This is a genomic window from Dorea sp. AM58-8, from assembly GCF_003464045.1.
GTDB lineage: Bacteria > Bacillota > Clostridia > Lachnospirales > Lachnospiraceae > Claveliimonas > Claveliimonas ammoniilytica.
In genome coordinates this window covers 288,445-303,447 of record NZ_QSDM01000002.1, presented here as the reverse complement: position 1 = coordinate 303,447, position 15,003 = coordinate 288,445, and the positions used below count along the sequence as shown (strand labels likewise).

General features: G+C 43.9%; 13 protein-coding genes and 4 pseudogenes. 5 read left to right on the top strand and 12 right to left on the bottom strand.

Translation table 11 applies throughout. The features are described from left to right. Positions 1-169: 169 nt before the first annotated feature. The 9 genes and pseudogenes from DXA18_RS03295 to DXA18_RS03255 all read right to left on the bottom strand — a co-directional run bounded on the left by DXA18_RS03295 (position 170) and on the right by DXA18_RS03255 (position 7,688). Positions 170-1,180 carry a GGGtGRT protein gene (locus DXA18_RS03295; protein WP_118382649.1) on the bottom strand — a complete coding sequence of 337 codons (1,011 nt, stop codon included), beginning with the start codon at positions 1,178-1,180 and terminating at the stop codon, positions 170-172. A gap of 93 nt (positions 1,181-1,273) precedes the next feature. After that, entirely contained in the window at positions 1,274-1,966 is a 693-nt protein-coding gene (locus DXA18_RS03290; RefSeq protein WP_118382648.1) for an iron-sulfur cluster assembly scaffold protein, read from the bottom strand. A 104-nt stretch (positions 1,967-2,070) separates the two neighbouring features. Next, a complete protein-coding gene (locus tag DXA18_RS03285) occupies positions 2,071-3,504 on the bottom strand; it encodes a GNAT family N-acetyltransferase (RefSeq protein ID WP_118382647.1) in 1,434 nt (477 codons plus the stop codon). Beyond that, a pseudogene (locus tag DXA18_RS03280) lies at positions 3,495-3,980 on the bottom strand (CinA family protein); the annotation flags it as partial. The gene DXA18_RS03285 and the pseudogene DXA18_RS03280, both read right to left, overlap by 10 nt. 10 nt (positions 3,981-3,990) lie before the next feature. Beyond that, positions 3,991-4,533 (bottom strand): CDP-diacylglycerol--glycerol-3-phosphate 3-phosphatidyltransferase, encoded by a 543-nt coding sequence (gene pgsA / locus DXA18_RS03275; RefSeq protein WP_118382645.1) that lies wholly within the window; start codon positions 4,531-4,533, stop codon positions 3,991-3,993. Continuing rightward, positions 4,533-5,854: pseudogene (rimO, locus tag DXA18_RS03270) on the bottom strand (30S ribosomal protein S12 methylthiotransferase RimO). The gene pgsA and the pseudogene rimO overlap by 1 nt, the downstream one beginning before the upstream one ends. Positions 5,855-5,924: 70 nt before the next feature. Further along, on the bottom strand, positions 5,925-6,170 hold the full coding sequence (gene rpoZ, locus DXA18_RS03265; RefSeq protein WP_118382644.1) for a DNA-directed RNA polymerase subunit omega: 246 nt from the start codon (positions 6,168-6,170) through the stop codon (positions 5,925-5,927). 4 nt (positions 6,171-6,174) lie between these two features. Beyond that, complete coding sequence (gene gmk / locus DXA18_RS03260; RefSeq protein ID WP_118382643.1) at positions 6,175-6,795, bottom strand: guanylate kinase; 621 nt, start codon at positions 6,793-6,795, stop codon at positions 6,175-6,177. Between the two features lie 11 nt (positions 6,796-6,806). Continuing rightward, entirely contained in the window at positions 6,807-7,688 is an 882-nt protein-coding gene (locus DXA18_RS03255) for a YicC/YloC family endoribonuclease (protein WP_118382642.1), read from the bottom strand. 157 nt (positions 7,689-7,845) lie between these two features. Between DXA18_RS03255 and DXA18_RS17280 the strand changes: the two are divergent. From DXA18_RS17280 to DXA18_RS03240, 3 genes and pseudogenes are all read left to right on the top strand, one after another. Further along, positions 7,846-9,586: pseudogene (locus DXA18_RS17280) on the top strand (Rqc2 family fibronectin-binding protein). 21 nt (positions 9,587-9,607) lie between these two features. Next, complete coding sequence (locus DXA18_RS03245) at positions 9,608-10,309, top strand: AzlC family ABC transporter permease (protein ID WP_118382641.1); 702 nt, start codon at positions 9,608-9,610, stop codon at positions 10,307-10,309. Then, positions 10,306-10,635, top strand: coding sequence for a branched-chain amino acid transporter permease (locus tag DXA18_RS03240; RefSeq protein WP_118382640.1), 330 nt, complete (start codon positions 10,306-10,308; stop codon positions 10,633-10,635). The genes DXA18_RS03245 and DXA18_RS03240 overlap by 4 nt, the downstream gene beginning before the upstream one ends. A 6-nt stretch (positions 10,636-10,641) precedes the next feature. Here the strand turns inward: DXA18_RS03240 and DXA18_RS03235 are convergent. The 3 genes and pseudogenes from DXA18_RS03235 to pheA all read right to left on the bottom strand — a co-directional run. Then, positions 10,642-10,764: pseudogene (locus DXA18_RS03235) on the bottom strand (sulfite exporter TauE/SafE family protein); the annotation flags it as partial. 77 nt (positions 10,765-10,841) lie between these two features. Continuing rightward, positions 10,842-12,134, bottom strand: a complete 1,293-nt coding sequence (locus tag DXA18_RS03225) for an ATP-binding protein (protein WP_118382639.1) — start codon at positions 12,132-12,134, stop codon at positions 10,842-10,844. A gap of 26 nt (positions 12,135-12,160) precedes the next feature. Beyond that, a complete protein-coding gene (gene pheA / locus DXA18_RS03220) occupies positions 12,161-13,291 on the bottom strand; it encodes a prephenate dehydratase (protein WP_118382638.1) in 1,131 nt (376 codons plus the stop codon). A gap of 277 nt (positions 13,292-13,568) precedes the next feature. On the opposite strand from pheA, the gene pyrB reads away from it, so the two are divergent. After that, positions 13,569-14,486, top strand: coding sequence for an aspartate carbamoyltransferase (gene pyrB, locus DXA18_RS03215; RefSeq protein WP_118382637.1), 918 nt, complete (start codon positions 13,569-13,571; stop codon positions 14,484-14,486). Between the two features lie 10 nt (positions 14,487-14,496). Further along, on the top strand, positions 14,497-14,964 hold the full coding sequence (locus tag DXA18_RS03210; protein ID WP_118382636.1) for an aspartate carbamoyltransferase regulatory subunit: 468 nt from the start codon (positions 14,497-14,499) through the stop codon (positions 14,962-14,964). The last annotated feature ends 39 nt before the right edge of the window (positions 14,965-15,003 follow it).

The window sequence follows — 15,003 nt, the reverse complement described above, 5'->3', positions numbered from 1 at the left end:
GCGGTTTAGGACCCACACTTATTATATCATTGGAGGTTTTCTTATCTAGGGCTAAAGCCGTAAGGGGAACCACCAGCATAGCAGGTGGTTTTATTGTATAGGCATACAATAAAAAAGAACTATCACAGTAGTTTTACCAACTGTGAAAGCTCTTTTCATAAAATCATTGTTAGAATTTGCCAGCCTTTGCAGCTTCTTCTACAGAAACAGCTACAGCTACTGTCATACCAACCATCGGGTTGTTACCTGCACCGATCAGACCCATCATTTCTACGTGAGCCGGTACAGATGAAGATCCAGCGAACTGTGCATCAGAGTGCATACGTCCGAGTGTATCTGTCATACCGTAAGAAGCCGGACCTGCAGCCATGTTATCTGGGTGAAGTGTACGTCCTGTACCACCACCTGATGCTACTGAGAAGTATTTCTTTCCTGCTTCTACACACTCTTTCTTGTATGTACCTGCAACTGGGTGCTGGAAACGTGTCGGGTTAGTAGAGTTACCTGTGATAGATACGTCTACGCCCTCTTTCCACATGATAGCTACACCTTCACGTACGTCGTTAGCACCGTAGCAGTTAACCTTAGAACGAAGTCCGTCAGAGTAAGATGTTCTCTGTACTTCTTTCAGTTCTCCTGTGTAGTAATCGTACTCAGTCTGAACGTATGTAAATCCGTTAATTCTTGAGATGATCTTAGCAGCGTCTTTTCCAAGTCCATTCAAGATAACACGCAGAGGTTTTTTACGTACCTTGTTAGCCTTCTCTGCGATACCGATAGCACCCTCAGCTGCTGCGAATGACTCATGTCCAGCCAGGAATGCGAAACAGTCTGTATCCTCTTCCAGAAGCATCTTTCCAAGGTTACCATGTCCAAGACCTACTTTACGCTGATCAGCTACAGATCCCGGAATACAGAATGCCTGAAGTCCTTCTCCGATTGCTGCTGCTGCGTCTGCTGCTTTTCTGCAGTCTTTCTTGATCGCGATTGCTGCACCTACAATGTATGCCCAGCAAGCGTTCTCGAAACAGATTGGCTGAATGCCTTTGATCTGATTATATACATCAAGTCCGGCATCCTTTGTGATCTTTTCTGCTTCTTCGATGGAAGCAATGCCATAGCTTCCTAATACTTCATTGATTTTATCAATTCTTCTTTCATATGATTCAAATAAAGCCATTTATAATGTCCTCCTACTATATTTACGTTTCTTGAAATAACGCGGACTCAACTTGAACTAAATTCAACGCCTGTCTCTGTCCGCCTATCGCAACTACTCTTTTCTTGGGTCGATGATCTTCGCTGCATCTGCAACACGTCCGTACTGTCCTTTTGCTTTCTCCCAAGCTTCTGTCGGTGTGTCACCAGATTTGATGAAGTCTGTCATTTTACCAAGAGATACGAACTGGTATCCGATGATCTCATCGTGCTCATCCAGAGCGATACCTGTTACATAACCTTCTGCCATTTCAAGGTAACGAGGACCTTTTGCCAATGTACCATACATTGTACCTACCTGAGAACGAAGTCCCTTTCCAAGGTCTTCCAGTCCTGCTCCGATTGCAAGTCCGTCCTCAGAGAAAGCACTCTGAGTTCTTCCGTATACGATCTGGAGGAACAGTTCTCTCATAGCTGTATTGATAGCATCACAGACAAGGTCTGTATTAAGTGCTTCAAGAATAGTCTTTCCTGGAAGGATCTCAGATGCCATAGCAGCTGAGTGAGTCATTCCTGAACATCCGATTGTCTCAACAAGTGCTTCCTGGATAATACCATCTTTTACATTAAGAGTCAGCTTACAGGCTCCCTGCTGTGGTGCGCACCAGCCGATACCATGTGTAAAACCTGAAATATCTGTAATTTCTTTTGCTTTTACCCATTTTGCTTCTTCCGGAATCGGAGCTGGTCCGTGATTAGCGCCCTGTGCTACTGGACACATCATTTCTACTTCGTGTGAATAAATCATTTTAAAACTCCTTTCAACATGTGCATGATTTTCTGACGCATGGTATATGTTACTTATTTAACACCAGGCGTAGTTATTTTCTCATAATTTACAGGATTCGTCAACTATTTTACCAAATCCCAAAACGTGCTGTCAGTCTTGCTGTCCTTCAGGTCATTAAGCTGGAATGGTGCTGTCACCCAGCCGTAATCTGGTGCATTTTCATCTTCTTTGTCATAATGGAATGATAATCCTATTTCAATGCCGTCCTTATCCATGAAGAACACTGGTGTAAATGTGCCATTCTGTGTATCTTCGCTGGACAGAACTTTGGCAAGACTGTCTGTATCCTGATCTGCAAGCAGAGATTTGTCATCTGCTTCACTCTGCATCTCTTTCAGCCATTTATTTACGAAGGTCTTATCTGTATTTACAATATCTTTCACATCGTAGACTGTACCATCTTTCAGATTGATATTCTTAGTACGAAGTCCCACATAAGAATATTCTGAATTGCCCTCATAACTGTAATCCTCATATGCCACACAGATATAATCCTGTGTCAGATAAGTCACTTTATATTTCACAAAATCTGCGATTACCGGGCTTTCTGCTTCCAATACCCGGTTTCTGATCTCATTATCCGGATTCTCATAAATCCGGTCTACGGTCTCCATCGCGCAGTTCTTCAGTTCGTCATTCACTTTTGCCTGAATATCCTGATTCTCCATGCCATCAAGCTGTGGATAATAAATTTCAAACTGCTGCGTTACGGAAGACTGATTCTCCGGTGAATAATTATAGGTCTCATCTTTCACTTCAAATGGAAGATCTTCTGCCTCATATTCCGGAATCTGATCCAGACCGGACTGCTGCTCAGTCTCCGATCCATCTCCCATTCCAAAATCATACTCACCCGAATCTCCATTGCCATAATCTCCAAATGGGTTCTCCTGTTCTTCCGCATATGTATCGGATTCCTGCACAATGGATGCTGCTTCTTTGACCACCATGCAAATCAAAAGTGCAATAAGCAGACAAACCCCGACAATGATCAATGCGATCCTCTTCTTCGGTTTCTTTGCCGGCATACTACCCGGTGCGATCAGCAGTTCCATCGGAACAAATATTTCTGCTCCGACATTCTGAACCGGTGCCACTTCCCGAAATCCCAGATGGTTAAATACTGTAACAGAAGCCGGCACAGCACGTACCATCATTCTGGTAATCACAAGCACCTGTGCGCAGAACTGATACATTCCCTGCATAAGCTGTCTTGCCACACCTTTTCTCTTCCATTCTTTTCGCACATACAGAAACAGAACATTGCCGCGATTATCAATGCCGCCGACTCCGCAGAGTTCAGTTCCTTCCCATGCACCAAAGAGGATGACCTCTTTATTCTGTATACGCGGCATAATATGCTCATATCGGATCAGTTCCCTGAATCCGGCAACAGCTTCCGAATTCTGAAGTGGAGCCACATCCGAAGCATATACTTCCCAGATCAGGTGAAGTGCAGACAATACCTCATCCGGATTCAATGGTCTTACAAACATATAATCTCCTCCCTCAACAGGGTAAGTGCACGTACAACTGCATAATCTCTGTTTTTCTGTCGGTTACCGGTAAAATGAAATTCCTCTACACGGACTTTTCCCTTGGCGTAGCATCCAATATATACCAGACCGACCGGCTGATCTTTAGTGCCTCCATCCGGTCCCGCAATACCTGTTACCGATACTGCCACATCTGCTCCGGATACCCTGGCTGCTCCGGCTGCCATCTCTGCTGCTGTTTCTTTGCTTACGGCAGTGTATTTCTCAAGAGTCTCGTGAGATACACCCACGATTTTTTCTTTTGCAGCATTTGAATAGGTAATATATCCTTCATTAAATACCGCAGATGCTCCCGGCACATTCATCAATCTTCCTGCCAGAAGACCTGCTGTACAGGATTCTACCGTTGTAACTGTCAGCTTCTTTTCCTTAAGAATATCAACAACCGCTTCTTCCAGTGTAACATCCTCTTCGGTCGCATTCATCCTACATGCCTCCCTTTGTGAGGACCTGAATATTCTTTCCGATATAATCTACCAGTGAGATTACAGTCAAAGCAAGTGATACCCATACCAGAATTGCCGCGATCGTATTGAAAACGCCACCCAGATCAGCAATCAGAAGGATAATCATAAACATCTGTGATACCGTTTTGAATTTGCCCCAGTAACTTGCTGCGATGACCACATTATTATCAGATGCTACCAGACGGAACCCGCTGATAATAAATTCTCTTGCAATAATGATGATAACATACCATGCAGTCAGCTTGCCAAGTGGAATAAAACAGATCATTGCGGAACATACCAGCATCTTATCTGCCAGTGGATCCATAAACTTTCCAAAGTTCGTTACCAGGTTACGTGCTCTCGCAATCTTGCCGTCCAGCATATCTGTCAGACTTGCCACACAGAAGATGACCAGTGTGATCCATTTATTCGCAGGACCTCCGATATCTGTCAGCATAAATAATACAAAAAACGGAACCATAATCATTCTAAGTACTGTCAGTTTATTAGGTAAATTCATTACATCAACTCTCCTATCAAATCATATTCCATTGCTCCGGTTACTTTTACCTTAGCAAAATCTCCGGACATCAGTTCTTCGTCCGTATTGATAAATATCAGACCGTCTACATTCGGTGCATCCCGGTAAGTCCTGCCTACATATGCATTCTCATCAGCAACTTTCCCCTCGATCATCACCAGAACTTCCCGGTCGATCATATCTTCTGCAAGATCAAATGCAATCTCCTGCTGAAGTTCCATCAGTTCTGCCTGTCGGTCTTCTTTCACTTCCTCCGGGATCTGATCCGGCATCTCCGCTGCAGGTGTATTCTCTTCCGGTGAATAAGTAAATACGCCAAGGCGGTCAAATTCCATCTCATCCACAAATGCTACCAGTTCCTGATGCTGTTCTTCTGTCTCTCCCGGAAATCCCGTGATCAGGGTTGTACGAAGTGTGATATCCGGAATCTCTTCCCGCAGTGTACGGATCGTATCCACAAGCTGTGCCTTTGATGTTCTTCTGCCCATCTTTTTAAGGATTGTATCACTTGCATGCTGGATCGGAAGATCCAGATAATGGCAGATCTTCGGCTCTTCCTTCATCACCTGAATCAGATTCGCATCGATTTCTTCCGGATAACAGTACAGCAGACGGATCCACTGGATACCATCAATCTTACAAAGTTCCCTAAGTAGACGATGTAATGACTTCTCTCCATAGATATCCTGTCCGTAAACGGTAGTCTCCTGCGCTACAAGAATCAGTTCCTTAACGCCGCCTTCCGCCAGTTCCTTTGCTTCTTTCAGAAGCTGCTCCATTGGAACGCTCCGGTAATTACCGCGAACTTTCGGAATGATGCAGTAGGTACAATGCTTGTCACACCCTTCTGCAATCTTCAGATATGCGTAATGACCTCCGGTTGTCACCAGTCTCTTGGAGGACACCTGTGGAAGTCTGTCAATATCTTCCAGATACATCTCTGTATGACCGTCCAGTGCTTCATCGATTGCTTCTGCAATCTTATCATAAGAAGCTGTACCAAGCACAGCATCCACTTCCGGAATCTCATCAATGATCTCCTGCTGGTAACGCTGTGCAAGACATCCTGTCACAACCAGTGCTTTTAAGCGTCCTGTCTTCTATACTCAGCCATCTCCAGGATTGTCTGAATACTTTCTTCCTTGGCATCATGAATAAAGCAACAGGTATTGATCACGATCACATCTGCGATCGTCTCATCATCTACAATCTGATATCCGCGGGAATCAAGAAGCCCGAGCATGACTTCCGAATCCACCAGATTCTTGTCACACCCCAGTGAAATAAATAAAATATTCATTCTTATTCTCCCTTGTTACATATTTCTTGAAAAGGCAGATACCATCCGGCACCTGCCTCTTGTTCCTTAATTATTCGGCGTCTTCTTCCTCACCGATGATAGTGATTTTACCACTGTTCAACTCATCAACTGCGATAGACAGCGGCTTGTCACCAGGCTTGGTATCTACTAATGGAAGTGCTCCGTCGATCAGCTGTCTGGCTCTCTTCGATGTAGCCATCACGATAGAATAACGGCTGCTGACTACTCTTGTCTCACCGTCTTCTGCTCCTTTGTTCACTTCTTTCATCAAATCTGTATAAGATGGATGTAACATATCATTATTCTCCTTTCAAATCTCTCTTAATCTTGTCTGCAAATGCATGATTTCTCGTACTGCGATTGTGCTCTGCCTGAATGATCCGATGCACTTCATCTACACAGGTATCCAGATCATCATTGATCACATAATAATCATACGATTCCATCCCATCGGATTCTTCGATGGCTCTCTGCATCCGCTGTTCTATAACTTCCATGGTCTCTGTACCACGTCCGATCAACCGCTTTCTAAGCTCTTCTGCTGACGGCGGAGTCACAAATAAGAGCAATGTATCCGGGAACTTTTTCTTAACTTTCAACGCACCCTGGATCTCAATCTCAAGAATGACATCCTTTCCCGCTGTAAGCTGTTCCTCCACATAAGCTCTTGGTGTCCCATAGTAATTATTCACATACTCAGCATACTCTATCAATTCTTCTTTCGCAATCATTTTTTCAAATTCTTCCCTGGTTTTGAAAAAATATTCCCGACCGTCTGTCTCGCCTTCTCTTGGAGCTCTGGTAGTTGCTGAAATGGACAGGGCATAGTTGTCATATCTTTTCAGAAGTTCTTTCATGATCGTTCCTTTTCCGGAACCTGAGAAACCGGAAACAACGATTAATATTCCATGTGTATTCATAACCGATCTCCTTATTCGATATTCTGAATCTGTTCACGTACTTTCTCAATCTCTGTCTTTAAGTCAATTGCGTAGTTCGATACTTCGATATCATTAGCCTTAGACAGGATTGTATTCGCCTCACGGTTCATCTCCTGTGCAATAAAGTCAAGCTTGCGGCCGATTCCATTTTCTTCTGTTGCAAATGTCTCCTTCATATGAGCAATGTGGCTTTTCAGACGTACCACTTCCTCATCGGTACAGATCTTATCTGCGAAGATTACAACCTCTGCCGCAATACGTCCTTCGTCCATCTGGGTATCAGCAAGAAGTTCTTTGACCTTTTCCTCTAACTTGGCACGATACTCTGCCACAATCTCCGGTGAACGAACTTCAATGCATGCCACTTTCTCAGACATACCGTCTAACTTGGCAATGATATCATTCTTCAGATTCTCACCCTCAATACCTCTGGTCTCTACAAACTGCTTCAGTGCACCTTCCAGTGCCTTCTTCAATCCTTTCCACAGCTCATCCTCATCCGCAGACTGTTCTTCCATCGTAAGAACCTCCGGACATCTGGATACGGTAGATACACGGATATCATTCTCCAGGCCAAAGGTCTCTTCCATTTTCTTAAATGCGTCCAGGTATTCCTTCGCCAGAGACTCGTTGTACTTCAGGGCTACCTGATTCTCTGTAAGATCTTCATATGTAATAAAGATATCGACCTTTCCTCTGGTCACATACTGCTTCAATACGGTGCGGATTGCACTGTCAAAGAAATTCAGCTTCTTTGGCATACGGATATTCGCATCCAGATAACGGTGATTAACACCTTTCATTTCTACCGTGAATTTACGGTCGCCCTCTGACACTTCACAGCGTCCGAAACCCGTCATACTCTTAATCATAATATTCTCTTACCTTTCATTATTAAAAATCAGGACTGTCTGTCCATTCTCCTGTGATGCAGTCCCAGTTTTCCATGTAGCATTATAAAGCATTTTATTTGTTCCGTCAACAATCTGTGTTATCATAGGATAGATATAAATGAAAGGACTACTTATTATGGCATTCGATGGAATTACCGTTGCTGCGTTAACGCAGGAACTGAAAAATACACTGGACGGCGGCCGCATCAGCAAGATTGCACAGCCGGAATCCGATGAACTTCTAATCACGATCAAGACCCCACAGGGACAGAGACGCTTATATATTTCTGCAAGTGCTTCTCTCCCACTCGTCTATCTGACCGATGAAAATAAACCAAGCCCTATGACGGCACCGAATTTTTGTATGCTCCTCAGAAAACATATTGGCAATGCACGCATTGTCGGCATCTCACAACCGCGCTTAGAGCGTATAATCAACATTCAGCTTGAGCATCTGGATGAGCTCGGTGATATCCGCCAGAAGACACTGATCATTGAGATCATGGGCAAGCACAGCAATATCATTTTCTGCGATGAGTCCGGGCGGATCCTGGACAGCATCAAGCATGTATCTGCGCAGATGAGCTCTGTCAGAGAGGTACTTCCAGGCAGAGATTACTTTATCCCGGACACCATGCATAAGCTGGATCCGCTGAGTGCAGACCCAGAAGCATTTGCTGAAATGCTCCGTTCCAAACCAATGCCGATTAGCAAGGCACTTTACTCCGGTTTTACAGGCATCAGCCTGTTGTAGCGGAGGAAATCTGTACCATATCCGGCATTAATTCCTCGATGACTGCCTCTGATCTGTCAGATGATATCATGCACCATCTGTACAATCAGTTCGAAATCTATATAGATCAAGTGCGCGAGGACAATTTCAGCCAGTCATTTATTATGATAATGGCAATCCAAAAGATTTTTCCTGCCTGCCGCTATCTCATTACAGCACCTATACTAAGACCTGCTTCGATTCCGTCTCTAAGCTCCTGGTCGGCTATTATGCAGAGAAGAATCTGATCACACGTATCCGCCAGAAGTCTTCCGATCTGCGCCGGATCGTACAGACCGCACTAGAACGTGCCCGCAAGAAATACGATCTCCAGTCCAGACAGCTCCGTGACACCGAAGGCCGCGAAAAATATAAGATCTACGGTGAACTGATCAATGTCTACGGTTACAATCTGGAACCAGATGCCAAAGTATTGGAAGCAGAGAATTACTACGATAATAATAAACTCGTCAAGATACCGTTGGATCCGAATAAGACAGCACAGGAGAATTCACAGCGTTACTTTGCACGTTATAATAAGTTAAAACGTACTTACGAGGCACTGAGCGAATTTATCAAAGAAACGCAAGACGACATTCTATATCTGGAATCTGTCAACAATGCCTTAGATATCGCACTTAGTGAGGATGACCTGGCACAGATTAAGGAGGAACTGACTCAGAGTGGATATATACGCCGTAAATTCACGAAGAAAAAAGTAAAGCTTAAGAGCCAGCCATTCCACTATCTGTCCAGCGACGGCTATCATATTTATGTAGGAAAAAATAATTTTCAAAACGAAGAACTGACTTTCCATTTTGCCAATGGTGGAGACTGGTGGTTCCATGCCAAGGGCACGCCTGGTTCCCACGTCATCGTCAAATCTCAGGACGGCGAGATGCCTGACCGAGTATTTGAAGAAGCCGGAAAGCTTGCGGCCTACTACTCCAAGAATCGCGGTAATGATAAGGTCGAGATTGATTATATCGAAAAGAAACATGTAAAAAAAGTAAACGGTGCCAGACCGGGCTTCGTCATCTATCACACCAACTATTCGCTGGTCATCGACTCAGACATCTCAGGACTGACTCTGCTGGAATCATAATGTGAAGGAGAAGACTTAGCTATGAGATACAAAGCTTTAAAAGCCGCATTTCCCTATACTCTCCCGATCTTTACCGGATTCTGGTTCTTAGGCATGGCATACGGCATTTACGCCAATGTTTCCGGCTTTTCATTTTTATATCCGATGTTCATGAGTCTGCTGATCTATGGTGGTTCTCTGGAATTTGTAACCGTAGAAATGCTCTTAAGTCCATTCGCACCGGTACAGGTACTGATTATGGCTCTGTTGATCCAGGCAAGGCATCTGTTCTATGGTCTTTCTATGTTGGATAAATTCAAAGGGCTCGGCTGGAAGAAATACTACCTGATCTTCGGTATGTGCGATGAGACATTTTCCATCAACTGCTCGGTCGACATCCCTGAGGATGTCGACAGCGGATGGTTCATGTTCTTCGTCACACTGTTAAATCAACTCTACTGGGCCGGTTCCGCAACACTTGGAGCCCTTGCCGGATCGCTTCTTCATATAAATACTGAAGGAATCAGCTTCGTCATGACAGCCATGTTTGTTGTAATCTTTCTGGAGCAATGGATGAAAGAAACGAATCACACAGCCTCCATTCTTGGGCTACTGATTTCCGTTATTTGTCTGATTTGCTTCGGTGCTGACGCATTTCTTATCCCAACTATGATTCTGATCGTTGTGCTGCTGGCACTGTTAAAGCCGCGACTCGATAAGAAAGAACAGGAGGATTCACCATGACACTCACACAACAGATTATCACCATTGCCATGTGCGTACTCGGAACCATGGCTACCCGCTTTCTTCCGTTTATAATATTTAATGAAAAAAGGAGGACTCCCGAATTCGTACAATATCTCGGAAAATTCCTCCCATCAGCCGTATTCGGCATGCTCGTTATCTATTGTCTGAAGAATGTAAGTCTGTTCCACGGAACCCACGGGCTCCCGGAAGGAATCGCTATCCTCGTCACAGGCGTGCTTCATTGTTGGAAACGCAACATGCTGATATCCATCGCAGGAGGCACGATATGTTACTTGCTCCTGCTTCATTTTGTCTTTGTATAAATTCTTTTACGTCAGAACATTGAACAGCATAATGACAATTCCAAGTACCACCAGGATTACACCAGTCATTCTGTTCAAGGCTTTCGGCGTTGCCTTATTGGCAATCACTGCTGCTATTCTCTCCCACACCGGCTTCTCTCAGCAGTTCCGGCGCTTTCAGGCAATGCTCCTCCGGATATAATTCACCTTCTTCTTAATATTAATTTTTATAATCTTGTTCCCAGCAGATAATCCACGAACTGTTGTGCTGCCCTTCCGGACATACCGCCATGTGACAGTTCCCATTTATTGGCTTCTAACATCAGCTCTTCCTCTGTAATCTCAAGCTCTGTTCTTGACGCAAGCTGACGCACGATCTCCTGGAACTGCTTTTTATCCGGTTTGCCAAAGAAGATCGTCACGCCGAATCTTGCTACCAGCGACAGCTTTTCCTGTACGGTGTCATTGGTGTGCAGTTCTTCGTCTCTGTCTTCCTTGTCCTTGAATGTCTCTTTAATCAGATGTCTGCGGTTAGATGTCGCATAGATCAGCACATTGTCCGGCTTCTTCTCCAATCCGCCTTCGATTACGGCTTTTAGATATTTATACTCGATCTCAAATTCTTCAAATGACAGGTCGTCCATATAGATAATAAACTTGTAATTACGGTTCTTGATCTGAGCGATAACATCATTTAAATCCTGGAACTGATGCTTATAGACTTCGATCATACGCAGTCCCTGATCATAATACTGATTCAGGATTGCTTTAATGGAAGTGGATTTGCCTGTTCCGGCATCTCCAAACAGCAGGCAGTTATTGGCTTTCTTACCTTTCACAAATGCCTCTGTATTCTCGATCAGCTTCTTCTTTGCCATCTCATAGCCCACCAGATCATCCAGATGTACATGTGCGATCTTAGTGATCGGTACGATCTCTGCACCAAGTTCTGTATGTTCAATGCGGAATGCTTTATGCAGACCGAATTTACCCACACCGAATTCTTTATAAAACTGGGTAAGAACTGCCTTAAATTCCTCGATATTCTCTGACTCTGCCAGATGAATACTCAATTCACAGATACGGTCACGGATTCGCTTGTTAAATACGCTGCCATATGCACCATCTGCTTCAAATCCCTTCAGCATAGACATACAGTCCACGCCAAGAGCTTTTTCAAGTTCTGTAAAATCATAATCATACAGTTCCTTAAAAATCGCAAAGTCATGCATTGCTACCTGATTCATACTTCCGTCAATCGCTCCCACGATCTCACAGGAAGTGCTGTAGGCATTCTCATCACTTGCCAGAAGAAACGTCAGATAATCATGCCAGAGATTACCGGTAAGTCCGTGACTTACGGCAAGCTCCAGGATCTCATTCACACTGTCAAATAACAGACCTCTTAAGTCCTCTTTGTTATAATATTCATTGTCATAGTTTTCCATCAGGAAAGCCATATCATTCAGTACCTGCCCTTGCTCCATATGGCGATACAACATCAGTTCATTTACTCTCATATTCTACACTTCTTTCTATACTTTCTCTAATAGTTGCCAAGTATCTTCAAACTCTTAGACTCTTCCCGCAGTCCGCGGATCGCATTCTTGACTGCCGCATCACCCATATTACCTTCAAAATCTACAAAGAAACGATATTCCCATGTCTTTCCCTCGATCGGACGTGACTCAATCTTGGTCATGTTCAGATCATTATAAATAAAATGGGACAATAGATGATACAGAGACCCGCTTTCGTGAGCCACTTCAAAGCAGATACTGATCTTCTGTGCCTTCTTCAGGAAAATCTTCTGATTGGTTACCACAATAAATCTGGTAGAATTATTGTGATTGTGATTGATCTTCTCTTCCAGAATCTTAAGTCCGTAGATCTCCGCTGCGTGTTCACTGCAGATTGCCGCCTGTGTCGGATCATTTTCATTCAGGATCTTCTTTGCTGCTACTGCTGTATTGGCTGCACCGATCTGCTGCCAGCTTCCATGACGGTCCAGGAATTTGGAGCACTGCATCAGTGCCTGCGGATGTGAATACACACGCTCGATGCTTTCCAGTGTCGTATTCTCTGTACCCACCAGATAATGATTGATCGGCAGGATCACTTCACCGACGATATAATTTTCAAATTCCTCCAGCAGGTCATACATCTCACTGACCATACCCGCAGATGAATTTTCAATCGGAAGAACTGCAAAATCTGCGGATCCTTCCTCGATTGCTTCCATGGCATCCCGGAATGTCTGCACATGAAAACTGTTCACATCCTTGGAAAAGAACTTATGCATTGCAGCCTGTGAATATGCTCCATCTGTCCCCTGGAATACCACCCGGGAATTCTTCCAATCCAACTCTTCCACTCCGATAAATGGAAGTCTTCCGAGTGCTCCCTTCTTGGTCAGCAACTGATACTGTAACTTCCGGCTCTGACTCATCAACTGTTCAAACAGCTCGGTCAGTCCTTTTTTATAAAATGGATCCTTAGCCTCCCTTGTCACCTGCGCTAACTTCTGTTGCTCCCGGTTCCGGTCAAAGACCTTCCTTCCTTCTTCTATCTTAATCTCGCCTACTTCTTCGCAGATCGACATTCTTTCTTCGTACAGCTGTATGATCTGTGGATCAATACGATCCAGTTCATTTCTCAGTTCCTCTAACGATCTCATATCGTTCTCCTTTATCCTACTTATTCAAAGTTCTTGAAACTTTATTATCTCGTGTAATAAACACGTATTATCGACTATTATACAATAGCTTTTTTTCAAAATCCAGACGACGCCTTTTAAAAAATATATATCTTTTCATTGAAAATTGATTTGGATTAGTATATTATATTAAAGAACTAGAGATCATTAAATGCAAGAAGTTGTTCAGGAAGGAGGCTAACCGCACACAGATACTTTCCCGAAGGACTTCTTTTTTAATTTTACCAAGGAGGTTATTATGAGACATTTGATGAGTCCGCTGGATTTCACAGTGGAAGAAATTGACAAATTATTGGATCTTGCCAGTGATATTGAGGCACATCCAGAAAAATACGCACATGCGTGTGAAGGTAAGAAGTTAGCTACCTTATTTTATGAGCCGAGCACCCGCACCCGCCTCAGTCATGAAGCAGCAATGCTGAATCTGGGAGGCAGCGTACTTGGCTTTTCTTCTGCCGCATCAAGCTCTGCTACAAAGGGCGAGACGGTAGCCGATACGATTCGCATGATCAGTTGCTTCGCAGACATCTGTGCAATGCGTCATCCTAAGGAAGGTGCAGCTCTCGTAGCCAGCGAATATTCTTCCATTCCTGTAATCAATGCCGGAGACGGTGGTCATCAGCATCCTACCCAGACGCTGACAGACCTTATGACAATCCGCTCTCTGAAAGGCAGACTGGACCACATGAAGATCGGTCTCTGCGGCGACTTGAAATTCGGACGTACCGTACATTCACTGATCCATGCACTGGTGCGCTATCCGGGAATCGAATTCGTCCTTATTTCTCCGGAAGAACTTCGTCTTCCAAGTTACATGCGACAGGATGTACTGGATAAGAACAACATTCCATATGAAGAAGTAGTCCGCATGGAAGACGCACTGCCGGAACTGGATCTTCTCTATATGACCCGCGTACAGAAGGAGCGTTTCTTCAATGAGGAAGATTATGTACGTATGAAAGACTTCTACATTCTGGATGCCCAGAAGATGGAACTTGCCAAATCAGATATGCTGGTTCTCCATCCGCTTCCTCGTGTTAATGAAATTGCAGTAGAGGTAGACAAAGATCCGCGTGCTGCATATTTCAAGCAGGTTCAATACGGTGTATATGCACGTATGGCTCTGATTCTGACACTGTTAAATATTGAAGTATAGGAGGCTCATTATGGTAGAAAATACATTAAGCGTCGGTCGTATCTCGGAAGGTTTCGTACTGGATCATATTGAGGCCGGTAAAAGCATGGAAATTTATAAATATCTGAATCTGGATAAATTAGACTGCTGTGTTGCTATTATTAAGAATGCACGAAGCGGTAAAATGGGTAAAAAAGACATTATGAAGATTGAATGCCCGATTGACTTTATGGATCTTGATATCCTCGGCTTCATTGATCACAATATTACAGTCAACATCATCAAAGATCAGAAGATTGTTGAGAAAAAAGCTCTGCATCTGCCTAAACAGATCTGCAATGTGATCCGCTGCAAGAATCCGAGATGTATTACTTCCATCGAACATGGACTGTCTCATATTTTTGTGCTGACAGATCCTGAGACGGAAACTTATCGTTGTAAATACTGCGAAGAAAAGTATGACGGTCGTCTCCGTTCTAAGAAAATAAAAGCAAAATAAAGACCGGGGTTGACCCGATGTAACTAAAAAGATTGCGCG

What these genes read in the sequence shown, in the direction of transcription:
- DXA18_RS03295 (WP_118382649.1), bottom strand. Translation starts at nt 1,180, where the DNA reads ATGGCTTTATTTGAATCATATGAAAGAAGAATTGATAAAATCAATGAA.
- DXA18_RS03290 (WP_118382648.1), bottom strand. Translation starts at nt 1,966, where the DNA reads ATGATTTATTCACACGAAGTAGAAATGATGTGTCCAGTAGCACAGGGC.
- DXA18_RS03285 (WP_118382647.1), bottom strand. Translation starts at nt 3,504, where the DNA reads ATGTTTGTAAGACCATTGAATCCGGATGAGGTATTGTCTGCACTTCAC.
- pgsA (WP_118382645.1), bottom strand. Translation starts at nt 4,533, where the DNA reads ATGAATTTACCTAATAAACTGACAGTACTTAGAATGATTATGGTTCCG.
- rpoZ (WP_118382644.1), bottom strand. Translation starts at nt 6,170, where the DNA reads ATGTTACATCCATCTTATACAGATTTGATGAAAGAAGTGAACAAAGGA.
- gmk (WP_118382643.1), bottom strand. Translation starts at nt 6,795, where the DNA reads ATGAATACACATGGAATATTAATCGTTGTTTCCGGTTTCTCAGGTTCC.
- DXA18_RS03255 (WP_118382642.1), bottom strand. Translation starts at nt 7,688, where the DNA reads ATGATTAAGAGTATGACGGGTTTCGGACGCTGTGAAGTGTCAGAGGGC.
- DXA18_RS03245 (WP_118382641.1), top strand. Translation starts at nt 9,608, where the DNA reads ATGAGATACAAAGCTTTAAAAGCCGCATTTCCCTATACTCTCCCGATC.
- DXA18_RS03240 (WP_118382640.1), top strand. Translation starts at nt 10,306, where the DNA reads ATGACACTCACACAACAGATTATCACCATTGCCATGTGCGTACTCGGA.
- DXA18_RS03225 (WP_118382639.1), bottom strand. Translation starts at nt 12,134, where the DNA reads ATGAGAGTAAATGAACTGATGTTGTATCGCCATATGGAGCAAGGGCAG.
- pheA (WP_118382638.1), bottom strand. Translation starts at nt 13,291, where the DNA reads ATGAGATCGTTAGAGGAACTGAGAAATGAACTGGATCGTATTGATCCA.
- pyrB (WP_118382637.1), top strand. Translation starts at nt 13,569, where the DNA reads ATGAGACATTTGATGAGTCCGCTGGATTTCACAGTGGAAGAAATTGAC.
- DXA18_RS03210 (WP_118382636.1), top strand. Translation starts at nt 14,497, where the DNA reads ATGGTAGAAAATACATTAAGCGTCGGTCGTATCTCGGAAGGTTTCGTA.